The 20603-nt window shown below is 71.7% G+C and carries 20 protein-coding genes; 11 read left to right on the top strand and 9 right to left on the bottom strand.

From position 1 onward, the window contains the following. Positions 1-44 precede the first annotated feature (44 nt). From ACZ4UV_RS40985 to zapE, 5 genes are all read right to left on the bottom strand, one after another. Positions 45-878, bottom strand: coding sequence for a slipin family protein (locus tag ACZ4UV_RS40985; RefSeq protein ID WP_351497294.1), 834 nt, complete (start codon positions 876-878; stop codon positions 45-47). Positions 879-1021: 143 nt separating this feature from the next. Further along, positions 1022-2476, bottom strand: a complete 1455-nt coding sequence (locus ACZ4UV_RS40980) for a SulP family inorganic anion transporter (RefSeq protein ID WP_451017817.1) — start codon at positions 2474-2476, stop codon at positions 1022-1024. A gap of 8 nt (positions 2477-2484) precedes the next feature. After that, positions 2485-3063 carry a carbonic anhydrase gene (locus ACZ4UV_RS40975; protein ID WP_467845097.1) on the bottom strand — a complete coding sequence of 193 codons (579 nt, stop codon included), beginning with the start codon at positions 3061-3063 and terminating at the stop codon, positions 2485-2487. A 103-nt stretch (positions 3064-3166) separates the two neighbouring features. After that, complete coding sequence (locus ACZ4UV_RS40970; RefSeq protein WP_451017818.1) at positions 3167-3562, bottom strand: hypothetical protein; 396 nt, start codon at positions 3560-3562, stop codon at positions 3167-3169. Positions 3563-3753: 191 nt separating this feature from the next. Next, entirely contained in the window at positions 3754-4860 is a 1107-nt protein-coding gene (zapE, locus tag ACZ4UV_RS40965; protein ID WP_451017819.1) for a cell division protein ZapE, read from the bottom strand. Positions 4861-4897: 37 nt separating this feature from the next. Between zapE and ACZ4UV_RS40960 the strand changes: the two genes are divergently transcribed. The 5 genes from ACZ4UV_RS40960 to ACZ4UV_RS40940 all read left to right on the top strand — a co-directional run bounded on the left by ACZ4UV_RS40960 (position 4898) and on the right by ACZ4UV_RS40940 (position 9942). Continuing rightward, positions 4898-5728 carry a pyrimidine reductase family protein gene (locus tag ACZ4UV_RS40960; protein ID WP_451017820.1) on the top strand — a complete coding sequence of 277 codons (831 nt, stop codon included), beginning with the start codon at positions 4898-4900 and terminating at the stop codon, positions 5726-5728. Positions 5729-5880: 152 nt separating this feature from the next. After that, positions 5881-6354: an indole-3-glycerol phosphate synthase gene (locus tag ACZ4UV_RS40955; protein ID WP_390034879.1), complete on the top strand. Its 474-nt coding sequence runs from the start codon at positions 5881-5883 to the stop codon at positions 6352-6354. A 348-nt stretch (positions 6355-6702) separates the two neighbouring features. After that, on the top strand, positions 6703-8091 hold the full coding sequence (gene murC, locus ACZ4UV_RS40950) for a UDP-N-acetylmuramate--L-alanine ligase (RefSeq protein WP_451017821.1): 1389 nt from the start codon (positions 6703-6705) through the stop codon (positions 8089-8091). Between the two features lie 13 nt (positions 8092-8104). Then, positions 8105-8512, top strand: coding sequence for a peptide-methionine (R)-S-oxide reductase MsrB (gene msrB, locus ACZ4UV_RS40945; protein WP_451017822.1), 408 nt, complete (start codon positions 8105-8107; stop codon positions 8510-8512). Between the two features lie 140 nt (positions 8513-8652). Next, positions 8653-9942, top strand: a complete 1290-nt coding sequence (locus ACZ4UV_RS40940) for a PP2C family protein-serine/threonine phosphatase (protein ID WP_451017823.1) — start codon at positions 8653-8655, stop codon at positions 9940-9942. 30 nt (positions 9943-9972) lie between these two features. Here the strand turns inward: ACZ4UV_RS40940 and ACZ4UV_RS40935 are convergent, their stop codons facing one another. Then, a complete protein-coding gene (locus ACZ4UV_RS40935) occupies positions 9973-11514 on the bottom strand; it encodes a sensor histidine kinase (RefSeq protein ID WP_467845092.1) in 1542 nt (513 codons plus the stop codon). Beyond that, entirely contained in the window at positions 11511-12266 is a 756-nt protein-coding gene (locus tag ACZ4UV_RS40930; RefSeq protein WP_451021824.1) for a response regulator transcription factor, read from the bottom strand. Before ACZ4UV_RS40930 ends, ACZ4UV_RS40935 begins: the two co-directional genes overlap by 4 nt. Positions 12267-12357: 91 nt before the next feature. On the opposite strand from ACZ4UV_RS40930, the gene ACZ4UV_RS40925 reads away from it, so the two are divergent. The 3 genes from ACZ4UV_RS40925 to ACZ4UV_RS40915 are packed head-to-tail and all read left to right on the top strand — an operon-like array spanning position 12358 to position 14829. After that, positions 12358-13695 carry a ferredoxin reductase family protein gene (locus ACZ4UV_RS40925; RefSeq protein ID WP_467845089.1) on the top strand — a complete coding sequence of 446 codons (1338 nt, stop codon included), beginning with the start codon at positions 12358-12360 and terminating at the stop codon, positions 13693-13695. 10 nt (positions 13696-13705) lie between these two features. Next, positions 13706-14104 (top strand): FMN-binding protein, encoded by a 399-nt coding sequence (locus ACZ4UV_RS40920; protein WP_467845087.1) that lies wholly within the window; start codon positions 13706-13708, stop codon positions 14102-14104. 2 nt (positions 14105-14106) lie between these two features. After that, entirely contained in the window at positions 14107-14829 is a 723-nt protein-coding gene (locus ACZ4UV_RS40915; protein ID WP_467845085.1) for an FAD:protein FMN transferase, read from the top strand. Between the two features lie 64 nt (positions 14830-14893). Here ACZ4UV_RS40915 and ACZ4UV_RS40910 read toward each other — a convergent pair whose 3' ends face one another. Then, positions 14894-16972 (bottom strand): ArnT family glycosyltransferase, encoded by a 2079-nt coding sequence (locus ACZ4UV_RS40910; RefSeq protein ID WP_467845082.1) that lies wholly within the window; start codon positions 16970-16972, stop codon positions 14894-14896. Further along, entirely contained in the window at positions 16969-17850 is an 882-nt protein-coding gene (locus ACZ4UV_RS40905; RefSeq protein ID WP_451021819.1) for a glycosyltransferase, read from the bottom strand. The genes ACZ4UV_RS40910 and ACZ4UV_RS40905 overlap by 4 nt, the downstream gene beginning before the upstream one ends. A gap of 243 nt (positions 17851-18093) precedes the next feature. Here ACZ4UV_RS40905 and ACZ4UV_RS40900 point away from each other — a divergent pair, with 243 nt between their 5' ends. Genes ACZ4UV_RS40900 through ACZ4UV_RS40890 form a run of 3 tightly spaced genes read left to right on the top strand, consistent with a single transcriptional unit; the run spans position 18094 to position 20533 of the window. Next, positions 18094-19224, top strand: coding sequence for an ABC transporter ATP-binding protein (locus tag ACZ4UV_RS40900; protein ID WP_351497231.1), 1131 nt, complete (start codon positions 18094-18096; stop codon positions 19222-19224). Next, complete coding sequence (locus ACZ4UV_RS40895; protein ID WP_351497229.1) at positions 19221-19871, top strand: ABC transporter permease; 651 nt, start codon at positions 19221-19223, stop codon at positions 19869-19871. The genes ACZ4UV_RS40900 and ACZ4UV_RS40895 overlap by 4 nt, the downstream gene beginning before the upstream one ends. Then, complete coding sequence (locus tag ACZ4UV_RS40890; RefSeq protein ID WP_390034868.1) at positions 19868-20533, top strand: ABC transporter permease; 666 nt, start codon at positions 19868-19870, stop codon at positions 20531-20533. The genes ACZ4UV_RS40895 and ACZ4UV_RS40890 overlap by 4 nt, the downstream gene beginning before the upstream one ends. The last annotated feature ends 70 nt before the right edge of the window (positions 20534-20603 follow it).

The following is a 20603-nucleotide window of genomic DNA, read 5'->3' as shown; positions in this document are numbered from 1 at the left end:
TGTCCTATTTTCTGATGTGGCGCGGCGGGTGTCACGGCGCCGGATCACCCGGGCGGCGGTCCGGTCCGCACGGTGCTCTCGCCGATCTCGGCCGGGGTGCCGCCGTTCGGCCCCGGCTGCCCGCCGGCCCGCTCCAGGAACCGCAGCAGCTCCACCGGGAACGGCAGGACCAGGGTGGAGTTCTTCTCGGCGGCCACCGCCACGATCGTCTGCAGCAGCCGCAGTTGCAGGGCCGACGGGGTGTCCGCCATCTGCTGGGCCGCCTCGGCCAGCTTCTTCGAGGCCTGCAGCTCGGCGTCGGCGTTGATGATCCGGGCCCGGCGCTCCCGGTCGGCCTCGGCCTGGCGGGCCATCGAGCGCTTCATCGTGTCCGGCAGGGACACGTCCTTGATCTCGACCCGGTCCACCTGCACGCCCCAGCCCACGGCCGGGCTGTCGATCATCAGCTCCAGGCCCTCGTTGAGCTTCTCGCGGTTGGAGAGCAGATCGTCCAGGTCGCTCTTGCCGATGATCGAACGCAGCGAGGTCTGGGCCATCTGTGAGACGGCGAACTTGTAGTCCTCGACCTTGACCAGCGCGCTCACCGCGTCGGCCACCCGGAAGTAGACGACCGCGTCCACGCGCACGGTGACGTTGTCGCGGGTGATGCCCTCCTGGGCGGGGATCGGCATCGTGACGATCTGCATGTTGACCTTGTGCAGCCGGTCCACGAACGGGATCACCAGGGTGAAGCCGGGCTGTCGTACGTCTCCCGCGACGCGGCCGAGCCGGAACAGCACGCCTTGCTCGTACTGCTTGACGACCCGCGCCGCGGCGGCCAGGTACAGCGCGCCGACGCACAGCGCCACCACCACCGCGACCAGCAGCTCCTGAACCATCACGACCCCCAGGTAAAGAGGTCCGATATGTCTGTTGCTGTAACGATATGCCCGTCGGGAGGGTCGGGGCCACGGCCCAGGGCAGCTGGTCCGGGCCGGGATGCCGAGGGGCGTCGGTACCCCGGCCCGGGGCGGCCGCCGGTTCAGGCGGCCGTGACCTTCACCGGCTCGGTGTCCGCGTCGCTGTGCCGCTGGGCCCAGCTCTCCAGCGCGGTCCGGCAGGCGTGATCGAGGTGGTGCAGCCCGGAGAGGTCCACCCGGATCGGGCGGTCCTGGGGCAGCGCCTCCAGACTGTCGAGGATCTTCGGCAGCCGCAGGAAGGTCGCGTTGCCCGACAGGTGGGCGTCGATCGGTCCCGCACCCTTGTCGACGACCTCCAGCTTCAGATGCGAGGCCTCCCAGGCGGTCTTGACGATCGACAGGGCGAGCCCGATCAGCACGCCCTCGAACATGCTCACCGCGACGATCGACACCGCCGTGACGACGAGGACGACCGCCTCGCCCCGGTGCTCGCGCCACAGCACGGCCAGCGCGCGCACCGGGATCAGTTTGGCGCCCGAGTAGACCAGGATTCCGGCGAGCGCCGGGATCGGTATGTACGCCAGAACTCCCGGCAGCAGGGCCGCGAACAGCAGCAGCCAGACGCCGTGCAGCACCCGGGACGCCTTGGTGCGGGCGCCCGCCTGGACGTTGGCCGCGCTGCGCACGATCACCGCGGTCATCGGCAGTGCGCCGAGCACCCCGCACAGCGCGTTGCCCGCGCCCTGGGCGATCAGCTCCTGGTTGTACCGGGTGCGCGGACCGTCGTGCAGCCGGTCCACGGCCGCCGCGCTGAACAGCGACTCGGCTGACGCGATCAGCGTGAACGCGACGATCGTGCCGATCACCCCGGCGCTCGCCAGTTCACCGAAGGCGCTCAGCGGGGGCGGCTGGACCGAGTCCAGCAGCCCGTGCACCTCGACGGTGGCGACCGGGAGGCCCAGGAGGAAGGCGGCCAGGGTGGCGAGGCCGACGGCGGCCAGCGGTCCGGGGACCGTCCGCACCTTCGCCGGGACGTACGTCCACAGCACCAGGACCGCGATCGTGCCCGAGCCGAGGGCGAGCGAGGCCAGCGCGCCGCCGTCCCCGAGGGCGTCCAGGAACGCCCCGGGCAGCCCGGCGATCTTGCCGGGGCCGGACTCGGGAGCCTTGGCGGCGAGTGCCGGGTACAGCTGGCCGGCGATCAGCACCAGACCGATTCCGGCCAGCATGCCCTCGACGACCGAGACCGAGATGGCCCGGAACCAGCGCCCCAGCCGCAGGACGCCCATGGCGATCTGGAGGAGGCCGGTGATCAGCACGATCACCCCGAGCAGCGGCAGCCCGAACTCGCGCACCGCCTCGAAGACCAGCACGGTCAGGCCGGCGGCCGGCCCCGACACCTGAAGGCTGCTGCCCCGCAGCATCCCGGTGACGAGACCGCCCACGATGCCGGTGACCAGGCCGAGTTCGGCCGGGACGCCGGAGGCCACGGCCACGCCCACGCAGAGCGGGAGCGCGACCAGGAAGACGACGAGGGAGGCGGCGAAGTCCTGGCGTATGTAAGGGAACTTGGTCATCGCGGCGCTCACAGGGCCTCGAAGGTGTCGGTGTCGGCGCGGTGTTCGCGCACGGCACCGGTGTGGACCTCGTAGTACCAGCCGCGCAGGGTCAGTTCGCCCGCCGTCAGCTTCCTGTCGATGCAGGGGTACGAGCGCAGCCGCAGCAGTTGGGCGAGCACGTGGTACTGCACGCCCTCCGCGACGGCCGGGTCCTCGGCCGCCCCGCTCGGGCGCGGCTCGGCGCTGGCCAGCCAGTCCCGTACGGCGGGTACGGCGGTCAGGTCGTCGCCGCGCACCAGCGCGCCGACGGCACCGCAGTGCGAGTGCCCGCAGACGACGATGTCGCGGACGCCGAGCACCTCCACGGCGTACTCGATGGTGGCCGCCTCGCTGGTGGGGGTGGTCGAGGCGTACGGCGGGACGATGTTGCCCGCGGTGCGCAGCTCGAAGAGCTCGCCCGGGCGGGCGCCGGTGATCAGGGCCGGGACGACCCGGGAATCGGAGCAGGTGATGAAGAGCACCTGCGGGGACTGGCCTTCGGCGAGCCTGGCGAACTCCTCAGGGCGCTGTCCGAACGTACGGGCGTTGTCGATGAGGGGCTGCATGGTGTGTGGACTCCTCCTGGCGCGCTACAGCGGCGCGTCGGGCTTGCACGACGTGTGTGGGGGGGATGAAGGGCATGGAGAGCCCGGGGCAGAGCCCGTCCCGTCAGCAGCGGAAGACCTGAAGCGTGGCCGGTGAGTGGGCTCTCGACGCTCTCGACGTGCTGTGGTGCCTGGCTGTGGGAGGCACCGAGGCGCGTATGGCCTCGGTGTGCCGCGCGGTGGGCGGGCGGTCGTCCGCCCAGCCGGCGGTGGCGCTGCGATGGCGGTCGGCGGTCTGCGGCAGGCTGGGCGGCTCGCCGCAGAGGCCGTGTTCGCGCAGGGTGTGCGAGGCGGCGCGCACGGCCTTCGCCGAGGACTTCGGCCCGGACTGGGCTTTGGCCTCGACATGACTGAGGGTATGCGCAGCTGCGAAGGTTGCCGAGGGGGCGAAGAACTGGACGGCGAGCAGGGCGGCGGCCAGGAGCGAGAGCACGGTCCGGGCTGTCTTACCTCGGAACATGAGCCTCCCTCGCAGCAGTTCACGCCTCTTGTGTGCGCCAAGCACAGGTCAATGGTTGGTCAAGAAACACGTTAACCCTGCAAAGTTGTTTGCAGGGTTAACTCGGTGTTGCGAGCCGAAGAGAGCGTGAAAAGTGCCGGTGGTGTGGCCTGATCAGGCTCTTGACCTGGGGAGCTTGATCGATTATTGGCCTAGCCGGCGTCCACCAGCCCCTTGGCGTCCCTGGCCAGGGCGGTGAGCCGGGATATCGCGCGGAAGTACTTCTTCCGGTAGCCGCCGTTCAGCATCTCCTCGCTGAACAGCCTGTCGAAGGGCAGCCCGGAGGCCAGCACCGGGACCTCGCGGTCGTAGAGCCGGTCCGCGAGGACCACGAGCCGCAGTGCGGTCGACTGGTCGGGCACCGGCTGCACGTCCGTCAAACAGACGGCGCTCAGGTCGTCGGTGAGTGCGCCGTACCGGCTGGGGTGCACCTTGGCCAGGTGGTCCAGGAGGTGCGGGAAGTCGTCGAGCGAGGCGCCCGGGGTGGCGTACGCCGCCTTCGTCACCTGTTCGTCGGAGTACGGCGCCGGCGCCTCGGGCAGGCCGCGGTGGCGGTAGTCCTCGCCGTCGATGCGCAGCGGGCGGAAGTGGGCCGACAGGCCTTGGATCTCGCGCAGGAAGTCGGCGGCGGCGAACCGGCCCTCGCCGAGCTTGCCCGGCAGGGTGTTGGAGGTGGCGGCGAGCGCGACACCGGCGTCCACCAGCCGGCCCAGCAGCGTCGACACCAGGACCGTGTCGCCGGGGTCGTCCAGCTCGAACTCGTCGATGCACAGCAGACGGTGGCCGGAGAGGGTCTGCACGGTCTGCTGGAAGCCGAGGGCGCCGACCAGGTTGGTCAGCTCCACGAAGGTGCCGAACGCCTTCAGCGTGGGCTCGGCCGGGGTGGCGTGCCAGAGCGAGGCGAGCAGGTGCGTCTTGCCGACGCCGTACCCGCCGTCGAGGTAGACCCCGCGGGGCCCGGCCGGCGTCCTGGGCGCCTTCGCCTTCCCGAAGCCGAGGAAGCCGCGCCTGCCGCCGGCCACCGCGTGCGCCCCGCCGAGACCGCCGGCGAACCCTTCCAGGACCCGTACGGCCTCGGTCTGGGTCGGCTGGTTCGGGTCCGGGATGTAGGTGGCGAAGCGGACGGAGTCGAAGCGGGGCGGCGGCACCATCTCGGCGACCAGCCGGTCCGCGGGGACGTGCGGCGAACGGGCGCACAGGGACAGCGGGGCCGCGTCGGCTATGGGGCTGACCTCGGATGCGGCGGGAGAAGACGACACGGTCACCCATGCTAGTTGCCGTGCCACACTGCACGACATGCGACGCCTGTTCCCTGTGACCGAACGAACAACAGCCCAGGCCTTTGGCGGTGCGGCCGAGGGGGCGCTGCCCGAGGGCGGGGCCGAGGGTTCCGGTTCCGCCGACCGGGAGTGGAGCCTGGCCGAGCTGGCCCTCGCCTATGCCTACCCCGAATCCGCCGGGCGGGAGGCGTGGCTGCGGGCCAACATGGTGTCCACGCTCGACGGGGCGGGGCAGCACGACGGGCGGTCGCAGCCCATCTCGGGCGCGGCCGACATGCGGATCTTCGGCACCCTGCGAGGGCTCGCGGACGTCGTCGTCGTGGGCGCGGAAACGGTACGGCAGGAGGGGTACCGGCCGGTACGCGAACGGGCGGAGTTCGCGGGCGCCCGGACCGCGGCCGGTCAGGCCGCGGTCGCCGCGGTCGCCGTCGTCACCGCGAGCCTCGACCTCGACTTCTCGCTGCCGCTGTTCACCTCGCCCCTCGTGCCCACGCTGGTCCTGACCGGCGCGGCCGCCGCGCCCGACCGTGTCGCCGCATGCGAGAAGGCCGGCGCCCGCGTGGTGGTCGCCGGTGACGGCGTCGGTGTCGACCCCGCCCGTGCGGTCCGCGCCCTCGCCGACCTCGGCCACACCCGGCTGCTCACCGAGGGCGGCCCCCGGCTGCTCGGGCAGTTCGTCGCCGCCGGCGTCCTCGACGAGCTGTGCCTGACCGTCTCCCCGATGCTCACGGCGGGCCACGCGCAGCGGATCGCCGGGGGGCCCGGTGTCGCCGTACCCCGACGCTTCGAACTAGTGTCCCTCCTGGAAGAGGCCGGATTCCTGTTCGGTCGCTACCGCCGGTCCTGAAAACGGCGGAATATACCGTTCCGCTTAGCTTCCGGCGGGCAAACTGAATCCGGCAGTACCCGTGCGATCACGGGGCAGGATGGTTTCCGCAGGGGTGCCGGCCCCACGGAGGACAGAGGGTCGAGCGACCCTCTAGGGAGAAGAGGCGCCTGGTGTTCACAAGCGTTCTGATGATCGAGAAGGCCCTGACGTCCGCCGACGTGGAGTTCGTCACCACCTTGCACGGGGACGAGCAGGTCGCCTTCCACGTGCTGCTCCAGCCGCGCGGCGACCAGGCGGACCGCCTGCTGCGGGCCATCGACGACATCGCGCTCGGCGAACTCGACGAGGCCACGCGCGAGCGGGAGACGCCGGAGGGGGATGCGGCGAAGGGCCCTGCCGAGCAGGCGCTGGACGTGTCCCTGACGGCCCTGCGGGCGGCGGGCAGCAGCGCGGAGGGGCGGATGGTCGAGGACCACCCGCTGGACGCGCTGCGGAAGCTCGTGGAAGAGGTGGGCGCGGACGAGGTGATCGTGCTGACCGATCCGCACTATGTGGAGGAGTTCTTCCACCGGGACTGGGCGTCGCGGGCGCGGCACAAGGTGGGGGTGCCGGTGCTGAAGCTGTTCTCGCACAGCAAGGCGTAGGCGCCGTGGGGGTGCGGTGCGTGGGCGGGTGCGGGTGCGTGGGGGCTGGTCGCGCAGTTCCCCGCGCCCCTATCGGGGCGCTGTTCTCTCGTGTCGGCTGTGAGGTGTCGCTGGTCGCGCCCATGCGGCGGTAGCCGCAATTCGATACGGCCCCGTGCCCCTTTCGGGGCGCTGTTCTCGCGTCGGCTGTGAGGTGTCGCTGGTCGCGCCCATGCGGCGGTAGCCGCAATTCGATACGGCCCCGTGCCCCTTTCGGGGCGCTGATGCTCGCGCCCCTTGCAGGGCGCCGGATGTCCGAGCACATAGGCTAGGCAGGCTTTCGCACGTCACCGTCTCTGGGAGAAATACATGGCACCCGGCCTTCCTTCCGCCATGGAGCGTCCGCACTTCATCGGGATCGGCGGCGCCGGGATGTCGGGGATCGCCAAGATCCTCGCCCAGCGCGGGGCCCAGGTGGCCGGGAGTGACGCCAAGGAGTCGGAGACGGCCGGGGCGCTGCGGGCGCTCGGCGTCACCGTGCACATCGGGCACGCGGCCGGTCATCTCGCCGACGACGCCAGCTGTGTCGTCGTGTCGTCGGCGATCCGGAAGGACAACCCCGAACTGGCCCGCGCGGCCGAGCTGGGTGTCCCGGTGGTGCACCGCTCGGACGCCCTCGCCGCGCTGATGGACGGCCTGCGTCCGATCGCGGTCGCCGGCACGCACGGCAAGACCACCACCACGTCCATGCTCGCGGTGTCCCTGACCGCGCTGGGCCGCAGCCCCTCGTACGCCATCGGCGGCGACCTCGACGCACCCGGCTCCAACGCCCTGCACGGCGAGGGCGAGATCTTCGTCGCCGAGGCGGACGAATCCGACCGCAGCTTCCACAAGTACGCGCCCGAGGTCGCCATCGTCCTCAACGTGGAGCTCGACCACCACGCCAACTACGCCTCGATGGACGAGATCTACGAGTCCTTCGAGACCTTCGCCGGCCGGATCGTGCCCGGCGGCACGCTGGTGGTCAACGCCGACCACGAGGGGGCGCGCGAGCTGACCCGGCGGGTGGCCGGAAAGGTCCGGACGGTGACGTACGGCGAGGCCGCGGACGCCGACGTCCGGGTGCTCTCCGTCGTACCGCAGGGCCTGAAGAGCGAGGTCACCGTCCTGCTGGACGGCACCGAGCTGACGTTCACGGTGTCGGTCCCCGGCCGGCACTACGCGCACAACGCGGTCGCCGCGCTGGCCGCGGGCGTGGCCCTGGGGGTCCCCGCCGCCGAGCTCGCGCCCGCCCTCGCCGCGTACACCGGCGTGAAGCGGCGCCTCCAGCTCAAGGGCGAGGCGGCCGGCGTCCAGGTGATCGACTCCTACGCCCACCACCCGACCGAGATGACCGCCGACCTGGAGGCCATGCGCGCCGCCGCCGGGGACGCCCGGATCCTGGTCGTCTTCCAGCCGCACCTCTTCTCCCGCACCCAGGAGCTGGGCAAGGAGATGGGCGACGCGCTGGCCCTCGCGGACGCGTCGGTGGTCCTCGACATCTACCCGGCCCGTGAGGACCCGATCCCCGGGGTCACCAGCGAGCTGATCATCGAGGCGGCGCGGGCGGCCGGTGCCGACGTCACGGCCGTGCACGACAAGGACGAGGTCCCCGCCGTGGTCGCGGGAATGACGAAGCCCGGTGATCTGGTTCTCACCATGGGCGCGGGCGACGTGACGGACCTGGGCCCGAGGATCCTGGAACGCCTGGCGAAGTGAGGGGCTGAGAGTCATGTCGTACGACGTCGAGAAGCCGGACGAGCAGTGGCGGGCGGAGCTGTCGCCGGCCGAGTACGCCGTGCTGCGTCAGGCGGCGACCGAGCCGGCCTTCAGGGGTGAGTACACCGACACCAAGACCAAGGGCGTGTACTCCTGTCGCGCCTGCGGTGCCGAGCTGTTCACCTCCGACACGAAGTTCGAGTCCCACTGCGGCTGGCCGAGCTTCTACGACCCGAAGGACACCGACGCGGTCGAACTGGTCGAGGACCGCACCCACGGGATGGTCCGCACCGAGGTGCGCTGCGCGCGCTGCGGCTCGCATCTCGGGCACGTGTTTGAGGGTGAGGGGTACGCGACCCCGACCGACCAGCGGTACTGCATCAACTCGATCTCGCTCCGGCTGACCGCCGACGAGAGCTGAGTCCGGCCGGGCCCGTCTGCGGACGGGCCCGTGGGCCGACGGCCGCGGCACTCGCGCCCGCGACCTCGGTGAAGCGTCTCCCGGGGCTCCTGGCACAGACGGCTGGTGCCCGGAGCGGCGCTGTTTGAGATTCTGTGAAGGTGTCGGGTGTCGCGCGATGGTTCCAGTCCCGTAGGGGACTCGCGTCCGCCGACGGCCTGGGCGGACCGGACGGGCTCGTGGCGGGCGCCGACCCCGCCGCGCCCCTCCGGGCGTTGCGCACGGCCGCGGCCGGCATCGGCACCAGCCTGGACGAGTCCACCACCTGTACGGAGCTGACCCGGGCGGCGGTACGGCTGGCCGGCGGCAGCGCGGCCGTGATGCGGCGGGTCGGCGACACCGTCTCCGGCTACGAGTCGATCACCGGCGACGCCGATCTGCTGCCCGACGCCCGCTGGGCCACCGCGGTCGCCCGGGACGCCGGCACCCCGGCCGCCGACAACTGGGCGGACCCGTGGCTGTCCCGCCCACCGGGCAGCCACTCGCGCCCGGCCCTGTGCGCGCCCCTGACCAGCGGCTCCGACCAGTACGGCGTCCTGGTCTGCGCCCGCGAGGGGACGCCGTTCGCCCGAGCGGAGGCCGAACTGCTCGCCCTCCTCGCCGAACGCGCCGCCTCCCACATCCGGCACGCCCGCGAGTACGACGAGGTCAACCGCACCGCCGGTGACCTGCAACGCGCCCTGCTCTCCGAGCCGGGCCGGCCGCACCCGAACCTGGACGTGTCGATCCGCTACCTCCCGGCCGGCGGGCGGGTGCTGGTCGGCGGCGACTGGTGCGAGACCGTACGGCTGCACTTCGGGCGCACGCTGCTCGTCGTCGGCGACGTGATGGGCCACGGCCTGGAGGCGGCCGTCGACATGAACGCGTACCGCTCCTCACTGCGCTACATCGCCTCCTCCGAGCTGCCGCCGCACCGGGTGCTGCGGCAGATGGACGACATCGCCGCCAACGAGGCGGACCGAAGGCCCGCCACCTGCCTGCTCGTACGCGTCGACCCCGGCCGCGGGCAGGTCACCCTGGCCAGCGCCGGCCATCTGCCGCCCGCGCTGATCACCAGGGGAGGCCGCACCGCACTCCTGCGGGTCCCCGTCGGGCCTCCCCTGGGCACCGGTTTCGGCGGCTACGAGTCGGCCACCCACCAGCTCGAACCCGACGAGGCGCTGGTGCTCTTCACGGACGGCCTGGTGGAACACCGCGGTGAGGACATCGACCGCTCCCTGCACCGCCTCGCCGAACTGCACTTCGCCCCCGCCGTCGACGTCGACGGCCTGCTGGAGTCCATCCTCACCCGCCTGGACGCCCGGCACGCCGAGGACGACGTCGCGGTACTGGCGGCGCGTCCGCACCCCCGGCAGGGCGGGCTCAGCTCCGTGGAGGAGGCGGGGGGCTGAGCGCTCCGCTGGAGGTACCGCGATCTGCCGTCAGTCGGCTGTGGCGCCGTCGTGGCTGGTCGCGCAGTTCCTCCCCCAGCCTTCGGCCGGGGGTACCCCCAGCGCCCCCTTGCGGGGCGCTGCCGAACCCGCCGGCTTCCTCGGCAGCGTCAGGGTGAACACCGTGGTGGCGGTGGGGCCTTCGCCCAGTGCGATGGTCCCGCCGTGCGCCTCCACCAGCGCCCGGGCCACCGAGAGGCCGAGGCCGCTGCCGCCGCGGTCGCGGCTGCGGGCCTTGTCGACACGGTAGAAGCGGTCGAAGACCCGGGCCCGGTCGGCGGGCGGGATGCCGGGGCCGTGGTCGGTGACGGTCACCGAAGCCGAGCCGGCGGTGACGGCGACCGTCACGGACACGGGGGTGCCGGCGGGCGTGTGGACGGCCGCGTTGGTGAGGAGGTTGTCCAGGACCTGGCGGATCCGGACCGGGTCGAGGCGGAGCGGCACCGGGTCCGGGCCCGTGGTCACTGTCAGGGGGTGGTCGGTGTGGGCCGCGCGGAAGGCGTCGGCCGCCTCCCGCACCAGCTCGGTCAGATCGGTGTCCTCCAGCCGCAGCGGAGCCTCCACCTCGGCCGCGTCCAGGCGGGCGAGCAGCAGCAGGTCGTCGAGGAGGACGCCCATCCGGGCCGCCTCGGCGCGCAGCCGGGCCAGGTGCCTGTCGCGCTCCTCGGGGTGGTTGGCGGCCGCGTACTGGAAGAGGTCGGCGTAGCCGCGCACCGACATCAGCGGCGTGCGCAGCTCGTGCGAGGCGTCCGCGACGAACCGGCGCAGCCGCTGCTCGGCCTCGGCGCGGACGGCGAGGGAGTGGTCGATGTGTTCGAGCATCGTGTTGAACGCGGTGCGCAGCTCCTCGACCTCCGGTCCGCCGCCCCGCTTGGCCGCGCGCAGCGGCAGCCGGGCCGCCGACTCCGTCAGGTTGTGCGAGGCGATGCCGTGCGCGGTGTGTGCCATGTCGCTCAGCGGCTCCAGGCCGTTGCGCAGCAGCCGGCGGCCGAACACCACCAGCGCCAGCAGGGCCAGCCCGAAGGCCACCACCTGGACCGTGACCAGCTGTCGTACCGTGTCGTCGATGCTGTCCATCGGCGCCCCGCTGACCAGCACCACCCCCGGCTCCACCTCGCACCCGCGCAGCCGGTACTCGCCCTCCCCGGTCAGGTCCTTGGTGCGCAGCACCTCGGTGCCCGCGGCGACCTGGGCCTTCGCCACCGAGGTGAGGTCGGCGATGTCCGCGGGCAGGTCGGTGGTCTCCTCGGGCTTGCGCAGCACCGGGGTGCCGTTCGAGACGTCGTACACGGCGTAGTACCAGCGGTAGTACTTCTTGCCCTGGAGGGTGCCGTTCTGCTCGATGCTCTTCGACTGGGCGGTCTGGGCGAGCCCGAGCTGGTCGTCGAGCTGGGCCGAGAGGTAGTCCCGCATATAGGTCGTCAGGGCCGTGCCGACGACCGCGAACACCACCAGGGCCAGCGCCCCCAGCCCCAGCGCGAGGCGGGTGCCCAGGCGCATGCTCCGGTACGAGCGCAGCAGCCGGCCTGTCACTCGCCCGCCTGCTGCCGTATGACGTACCCGAAGCCGCGCACGGTGTGGATCAGCGGCTCGCCGCCGGCCTCGTCCATCTTCCGGCGCAGCCGGCTGACCACCAGCTCGACGACGTTCGACCGGCCGCCGAAGCCGTACTCCCACACGTGGTCCAGGATCTGCGCCTTGGTGAGCACGGTCGGCGACTTGCGCATCAGGTAGCGCAGCACCTCGAACTCGGTGGGGGTGAGGGAGAGCAGCCGGTCGCCGCGGCGGACCTCGCGGGTGTCCTCGTCCATCGTCAGGTCGGCGACCCGGAGCACCGAGCGCTGGAAGCCGGGACCCGCGCTGCGCCGCAGCACCGTACGCAGCCGGGCCATCAGCTCCTCCACCGCGAACGGCTTGACCAGGTAGTCGTCCCCGCCGCGGGTCAGTCCCGCGACCCGGTCGGCGACCCCGTCGCGGGCCGTGAGGAACACCACCGGCACCATCGTCCCGGAGTGCCGCAGCCGGTCGAGCACCCCGAAGCCGTCGAGGTCGGGCAGCATCAGGTCGAGCACGACGATGTCCGGCCGAAAGTCGGCGGCCCTGGCCAGCGCGTCCTCACCGGAATACGCGGTGACCGCGTCCCAGCCCTCGTACCGCGCGACCGTCGCGACCAGGTCGGCGATCGGCGGGTCGTCGTCCACGACGAGGAGTCGTACTTTTTCCACCCGCTCATACTGCGCCACCGGGTCGGGTGCGCCAGACCCCGTCTCACACAGAAAAGACATCGATAAGCAGTTGAAAGTCGTCCGACAGGAAAACGACAGCAGCCACGGGTGAAGCTCGACTCCCAGGACCCGATCAAGGAGCTGCCCACCCGTGACGACCGTCCAATCGCCCCCTGCGCCCCCCACGGCGATACGCCCCAGGGTGGTGGCCCGCACGGGCCTGTACGCCGTGCTCGCCGCGAACGCGGCCGTGGTCGCCTGCTTCTTCGCCCAGGCCGGCTTCGCCTCCAACGCGCTGATCGTCATCGGCCGCTTCTTCGGCCTCTACGGTGCCCTCGTCATGGCCTTCCAGCTGGTGCTGGTGGCCCGGCTGCCCTGGCTGGACCGCCGGATCGGCATGGACCGGCTGACCTCCTGGCACCGCTGGACCGGCTTCGCCCTGCTCTGGACGCTGCTCGCGCACGCCGTCTTCATCAGCTTCGGCTACGCCGACGGCGCGGGCGTCGGCCCGGTCGGCGAGCTGGTCGACCTCGCGGAGACGACGGAAGGCGTGCTCCGGGCCGTGGTCGCGCTGGGCATCATCATCGTGGTCGGCGCCGTCTCGGCCCGCTACGCCCGCCGCCGGCTCGCCTACGAGACCTGGCACTTCATCCACCTGTACACCTACGTGGCCGTGGTGCTCGCCTTCAGCCACCAGGTCGCGGTCGGTACGACCTTCACGGCGTCGTCCGCCGCGAAGGCGTACTGGTACGCGGTGTGGGGCGTGGCGCTCGGCGCGGTGGCCCTGGGCCGCCTGGTCCTGCCGCTGTGGCGCAACCACCGCCACCAGTTCCGGGTATCCGCCGTCGTCCCCGAGTCGGACAACGTCGTCTCGGTGTACGTCACAGGGCGTGACCTCGACAAGCTGGGCGCACAGGCCGGTCAGTTCTTCCTCTGGCGCTTCCTCACCAAGGACCGCTGGTGGCAGGCCAACCCCTTCTCCCTCTCCGCCGCACCCGACGGCCGCACCCTGCGCCTGACCGCCAAGGCGGCCGGTGACGGCAGCGCCGGCCTGCGGCACATGAAGGCCGGCACCCGGGTCTTCGCCGAGGGCCCCTACGGCGCCTTCACCACCCTGCACCGGCAGAAGCCCGAGTCCCTGCTCATCGCGGGCGGCGTCGGCGTCACCCCGATCCGCGCCCTCCTGGAGGACCTCGAAGGCCACGCGGTCGTCATCTACCGCGTCGCCACCGACCGGGACGCCGTCCTCTACGACGAGCTGCGCGACCTCGCCGTCGCCAAGGGCGCCGAACTCCACCTGGTCACCGGCCCGCCCGTCCCCGACAAGCTGGCCCCGCGCGAGCTGAGCCGGCTGGTCCCGGACATCGCCGACCGGGACGTTTTCCTGTGCGGGCCGCCGCCGATGATGAACGCGGTGCTGCGCACCCTGGGAGACCTGGGCGTGCCCAAGGCGCAGATCCACTTCGAGCGTTTCAGCCTGGCGGGATGAGAGAGACACCGTGAAGCGAGCCATATCCGTCGTCGCCCTGAGCATCGCGGGCCTGATCCCCGTCTGGCGCTACGAGCCGTCCATCGGCGGTACGACGTCCACCACCGCCGAGCCCGCCACCACCCCGTCGGCCACCTCGTCCACCGCTTCGGGCACGGTCGTCAAGGGCACGACCGTCGACACGGACAAGGGTCCCGTCCAGGTCCAGGTGACCTTCTCCGGCGACAGGATCTCCGCGGTGAAGATGCTCCAGCAGCCGAACCATCCGCAGACGACGGCCGCGGTGCCGGTGCTCATCGCTGAGACACTGAAGGCACAGAGCGCGGACATCGACACCGTGTCCGGCGCGACGATCACCAGTGACGGCTACAAGGAGTCCCTCCAGGCCGCGATCGACGCGAAGGGCTGATCATGAACCGAGTCGAACACGTCATGGGCTTCCCGGTCTCGCTCCGCATCGACGACGAGGGGGATTTCGCGCAGGCCGTGGACGCCGCCTTCGCGTGGCTGCGCGGGGTCGACGCGCGGTTCAGCCCCTTCAGGCCGGACAGCGAGGTCTCCCGCCTGGACCGGGGTGAGCTCGCCGAGTCCGAGGTGAGCCCGGACCTCGCCGAGGTGCTCGCGCTGTGCGAGGAGTACCGGCTGGCGACCGGGGGCGCGTTCGACGTACGGCTGCCGGGGCGGGGGCTCGACCCGTGCGCGGTGGTCAAGGGCTGGTCGGTGCAGCGGGCGGCGGAACTGCTGTCGGCGGCCGGGGCGAAGCGGTTCTGCCTGAACGCCGGGGGAGACGTGGTCGCGGCCGGCGGGCCCTGGCGGGTCGGGGTACGCCACCCCGAGCAGGCAGACCAGCTGTGCCTGGTGCTGGAGATCACGGACGGGGCGGTGGCCACCTCCGGGCGCTACGAGCGCGGCGACCACATCGTCGACGGCCGCACCGGCCGCCCGGCCACCGGCCTGCTCAGCGTCACCGTGGTCGCGCCGACGCTGACGGAGGCCGACTCCGTGGCGACGGCCGCCTTCGCGATGGGCACGGACGGCGCCGCGTGGGCGGCGAGCCGCCCGGGCTGCGAGGTGTTCGTGGTGGACACGGACCGGGCCGTGCTGCGGACGCCGGGGCTGCCGGTCGCCGCGTGACCCCGGGTACGACACGAGAAGGCGGGCCGCTCCTGGCGGCCCGCCTTCTTTTCCGGGGTGGGGATCAGCCGGCGTCGGAGGCGTCCAGGCGGTACAGGCCGCTGTACGCGCTCACGGCCGTGCCGTGCTTCTTCACCCAGGTCGCGATCGCGGAGTTCGTGCCCTGGCCGCCGTCGCTGCTGACGACGACGTAGTGCAGCTTGCCGGACTCCACCAGGCTCTTGAGCCTGGCGAGGGTCATCGCGTTGTCGCTGCCGGACCAGCCGCCCATGGAGATGACGGGCTGACCGGACTCCAGGATGATCGAGGAGGCCGTCTGGTCGGTGGCCACCGCCACCAGCCAGGTGGCGCCGTCCTGGTGCTTCTCCAGGTACGTGATCATCGCTGAGCTGACCTGGCCGCCGCCCATGCCGCCACCCGTCTGACCGCCGGCGGCGGTCTTCGACGAGGACGACGAGGACGACGAGGACGTGCTCGACGAGGAGTTGCCGCCGGTCGGGGGCTCGCCCATCGTCTGGCCACCGGAGCTCGTGGAGCTCCCGGAGCCGCTCGGGGCGTTCCCGCCGGGCGCGCTGCCGCTCGGACGCTGGCCACCGCCGCCTCCCATGCCGCCACCGGTGCCGGGCCCGGCCGTCGGGTTGGTGCCGTTGGTGCTCGCGCTGGTGGCCGCCGAGACGGAGTAGGCGGCCGGGCCGGCCAGCAGGGCGACGACCGCCGCCACCGCCGCGAGGCCCATCAGCCGCTGCCGCTTCATGAACCGCCCGATCAGCAGTCCGGCCACCGCCACCGCACCGCCCAGCGCGACCACCACCTCGGCGACCGTGTACACCGTGCCGGAACCGGAGACCCGCTGGAGCAGCACGACCGCCCAGACGGTGCTCGCGCCGACGGCGGCCGGGAGAACCCAGCCCCACCTCGCCGCCGAGCCCTCCCGGAAGGCCTTGTACAGCATGACCCCGCCCGCGCCGGCCAGGGCGGCGATCCCCGGCGCCATGGCGGTGACGTAGTACGGGTGGAAGGTGCCCTCGGCGAGGGAGAAGGTCAGGAAGTGCAGGACGAACCAGCCGCCCCACAGCACCAGCGCGGCCCGTTCGGCGTCGGTGCGCGGCGCCCGGCCGCGCAGCACGAGTCCGCCGACGAGGGCGACCGCGGCGAACGGGATCAGCCAGGAGATCTGGCCGCCCATGATGTCGTTGAACATCCGGTACAGGCCCGAACTGCCACCGAAGCTCGCGCCGTTGCCCTGCGAGCCGACCGAGGAGCTCGCCCCGAAGATCCGGCCGAAGCCGTTGTAGCCGATGACCAGGTCCCACACGGTGTTGTCGGTGGAGCCACCGATGTACGGCCGGTCCGAGGCCGGGATCAGGTCGACGACCACCATCCACCAGGAGCTGCTGACCACCAACGCGGCCGTGGCGACGGCGAGGTTGCGGAGGCGCCTGCCCAACGACGCGTTCGTGGCCCACAGGTAGACCAGGAAGAACGCGGGCAGCACGACGTACGCCTGCATCATCTTGGTGTTGAACGCGAAGCCGATCGCGACCGCCGACCAGACGAGGGGCAGCAGCTTGCCGGTACGCACCGCCTTCAGCAGGGCGGCCGCGCCCAGGAGCATCAGGAAGACCAGGACCGGGTCGGGGTTGGTGTCGCGGTTGATGGCGACGGTGATCGGCGTGAGAGTCAGGACGAGGGCGGCGACCGTGGCCGCCACGACCCCGAAGTCCCGCTTCACCAGCCGGTACAGCAACGCCACCGAGCCGACGCCGACGGCGACCATCGGCAGCATCAACTGCCAGGTGCCGTACCCGAGGACGCGGGCCGACAAGCCCATCACCCAGAGGGCGAAGGGGGGTTTGTCGACGGTGATGAAGCTGCCGGCGTCCAGGGCGCCGAAGAAGAACGCCTTCCAGCTCTTGGTGCCGGAGTAGACCGCGGCGTCGTAGAAGGTGTTGCCGGTGACGGAGGTGAGGTTCCAGGCGTACAGGGCGGTGGCCAGGAGCAGGATCGCCCACAGGGCCGGGCGGGCCCAGCGCGGGTCGTCGGGGGCGCCCAGGAACAGCCTTCTGGCGCGGGAGACCGGCGGGGCGGCGGCCCGGTGCCGGCCGTCCTGGACCGGGGCGGGAGGCGGGGCGAGGGTCGTCATGACGCGTACTCCATGGGCTCGACGGCGGTGGCTGCCCCGGCGGGCAGGGGCGTGACGTTCTGGGGGACGGTGGTGCGGCGGGGTACGGCGTGGACGCGGGTACGGCCGGTGACGGTGGCCCGGAGCATGCGGGCCATGCCCTTGAGGTCGTCGAGGGCGGTGCGGACGATGTCGACCCGGCTGTCGGGGTCGCCGACCCGGTCGACCGGGACCTCGTGGACGCGGAGTTCGTTGCGCCGGGCCAGCACCAGCAGTTCGGTGTCGAAGAACCGGGCGGTGTCCTCGATGCGCGGGGCGAGGGCGCGGAACACCTCGGTGCGCACGGCCTTGAAGCCGCACTGCGCGTCCGAGGTGGGGGTCCCGCCGCTCGAGCGCAGCCGAGAGTGGGGGAAGGCGCCGAGGCCTGCCTTGAGGAGCAGGTTGTAGCAGCGAGAGATGAACTCCCGCTTCGGGCCGCGCACCACCGCCGACTGCCGGTGCAGCCGGCTGCCGACGGCGAGGTCGCTGTGGCCGGAGAGGAGGGGCGCGACCAGGGGCAGAAAGCCGTCGAGCCCGGTGGAGAGGTCGACGTCCATGCAGGCGACGACGTCGGCCGTGGACCGGCTCCACACGTGCTTCAGGGCGCGGCCCCGGCCCTTCTGCTCCAGCCGCTGTGCGTGGACGTGCGGCAGGCGCAGGGTCAGGCCGGTCGCCACCGTCCAGGTGGCGTCCGTGCTCGCGTTGTCCGCGATCGTGATGCGGAACGGGAACGGGAAGGAGTCTTCGAGGTATGCGTGGAGACGGCCGATGCCGTCGGCGAGGACGTGTGCCTCGTTGTACACCGGCACCACGATCTCGACCGACCGGCGGCGGACGCCTTCCGCGTTCGTTTCGTTCATGACCATGACGATCGGGGCGCTGTCTGGGGCGGCCCTGAGGCTTCACTGAGCGGGGAATGAGAATCAGCGAACTCACAGGTGTCGCACAGCGGGCCTCGGTCAGGTCACAAACTGAAGAGGATCAGTCAGTCGCCAAAGTGCTGAAACACTTCCGGTTTAAACTCTGTCCACAACAGCCTGCGCCACGGCGACCGTGGTCGATAACTGGGCACTTTCTGGCAAACCCGAAGGGTATTCGGCGTTTTGATACGGATAGATTCAGTCACGAAGCGGTACCCGGACGGTACGGTCGCCGTCGACCGGCTCTCCCTGGAGATACCGGACCGCTCGATCACCGTCTTCGTCGGCCCCTCGGGCTGCGGCAAGACGACGACCCTGCGGATGATCAACCGGATGGTGGAGCCCACCGAGGGCCGCATCCTCCTCGACGGCGCCGACATCCACGCGCAGCCGGTCAACACCCTGCGCCGGTCGATGGGTTACGTCATCCAGAACGCCGGTCTCTTCCAGCACCGCACCATCATCGACAACATCGCCACCGTGCCCCGGCTGCTCGGCTGGACCAAGCAGAGGGCGCGGGCCCGGGCGGCCGAGCTGATGGAGCGGGTGGGCCTCGACTCGGCCCTCGCCAAGCGCTACCCGTACCAGCTCTCCGGTGGTCAGCAGCAGCGCGTGGGCGTGGCCCGGGCGCTCGCCGCCGACCCGCCGGTGCTGCTGATGGACGAGCCGTTCTCCGCCGTGGACCCCGTGGTCCGCAAGGGGCTTCAGGACGAACTTCTGCGGATCCAGGACGAGTTGGGCAAGACGATCGTCTTCGTCACCCATGACATCGACGAGGCGATCAAGCTCGGCACGATGGTCGCGGTGATGCGCACCGGCGGCCATCTCGCCCAGTACGCCCCGCCGGCCGAACTGCTCACCGACCCCGCGGACGCCTTCGTCGAGGACTTCCTCGGCGCCGACCGGGGTATCCGGCGGCTCTCCTTCTTCCCGTCCGCGGACCTCGAGCTGCAGACCGCGCCGATCGTCGCGATCGACGCCGACGCCACCCGGCTCGGCGCCCGCGCCACGGCCGACGCCCCCTATCTCCTCGTGACGGACCTGGACGGCAGGCCGCTCGGCTGGGGCGAGCCGAGGGCCCTGACCGCCGGGTCGATCCGCCCGGAGCAACTGGTCCCGTACGGACGGCCCTTCGTCCCCGGCCGGGACTCGCTGCGTGCCGCCCTCGACGGTTCCGTCCTCTCGCCGACCGGCTGGGCCGTGGCCGTGGACGGCGAGGGACGTGCGGTCGGCGTCGTCTCCCAGCAGGTCATCGGCGCCGCGATCCGCACCGCCCACGCCGAGGGCCGCGACGACGCGAAGGTCGGGGGATGAGCGGCTTCTTCGACATCCCGAGCGACCTCCAGAACACCTACTTCGGGCTGATCGGCCTGCACCTGCGCGAGGCCCTCATCCCGGTCCTGGCCGGTCTGCTGGTGTCCCTGCCCATAGCCCAGCTCTGCGTGCGCTTCCGCTGGCTGTACCCGCCGGTGCTGGGCGTCACCACGATCCTGTACGCCATCCCCTCGCTGGCCTTCTTCGTCGTCCTCATCGACTACACGGGCCAGACCGAGACGACGGTGATGATCCCGCTCGCGGTGTACAGCCTGGTGGTCCTGGTCCCCGCCATCGTGGACGGCGTCCGCTCGGTCCCGGCGGAGACCCTCGCCGCCGCCACCGCGATGGGCCTCGGCCCCGTACGCCGCTACTTCCAGGTGCAGTTGCCGATCGCCGTCCCCGCGATCATCGCGGGCCTCAGGGTGGCCACCGTCTCCAGCATCTCCCTGGTCAGCGTCGGCATGCTGATCGGCAACCAGGGCGCCCTCGGTAACCTGCTCAACGACGCGAACATCTACCACCGCCCCGAACTGGCGGTGAACTCGGTCGTGACCACCGCGGTGCTGGCCATCCTGGCCGACGCCGTCCTCGTCCTCGTACGCCGTGTGCTGACGCCCTGGATGCCGAAGGAGAGCACCCGGTGAACGTCCTCAACTTCATCCACGCGTTCTTCAGCGACAGCTCCCACTGGCACGGCTACGACGGCATCCCCACCCGCCTGTGGGAACACATCCAGTACTCGCTGGAGGCGCTGGCCTACGCGGCCGTCATCGGCCTGCCCGTCGGCCTGGTCACCGGCCACTACGGGCGCGGCGGCAACACCCTCGCCCTGATCGCCACGGCCGGCCGGGCGCTGCCCAGCTTCGGCCTGCTGGTCCTGATGTTCATCTGGCTCGGCTTCGGCATGCTGCCGGTGATGATCCCGCTGGTGATCCTCGCCGTACCGCCGATCCTGGTCACGACGTACGAGGCGATGCGCTCGGTCGACCCGTCCCCGGTGGACGCGGCGCGGGGCATGGGCATGCCGGAGGCACGCGTCCTCTTCCAGGTGGAACTCCCGGTCGCCCTCCCGCTGATCCTCAGCGGCCTGCGCTCGGCGGCCATCCAGATCGTCTCGACGGCGACCATCGCGGCGTACGTCAGCCTGGGCGGCCTGGGCCGCTACATCATCGACGGCCTCTACCAGAAGAACTACGAGAAGGTCGTGGGCGGCGCCACGCTGGTGGCGGCCATGGCCCTGGCCACGCTGGGCATCTTCTGGGCGGTACAGAGACTGACGGTCTCTCCCGGAGTACGGCGGAGTTAGCGCCCCGTCAGGGGCAGCGCCCGTAGGGGCGCGGGGAACTGCGCGGCCGGCCACATCCGGCCCGCAGTTC

This window comes from Streptomyces sp. NPDC028289, from assembly GCF_055565975.1.
The sequence above is the reverse complement of the archived record's forward strand: the minus strand, read 5'-3'. Positions and strand labels throughout refer to the sequence as shown.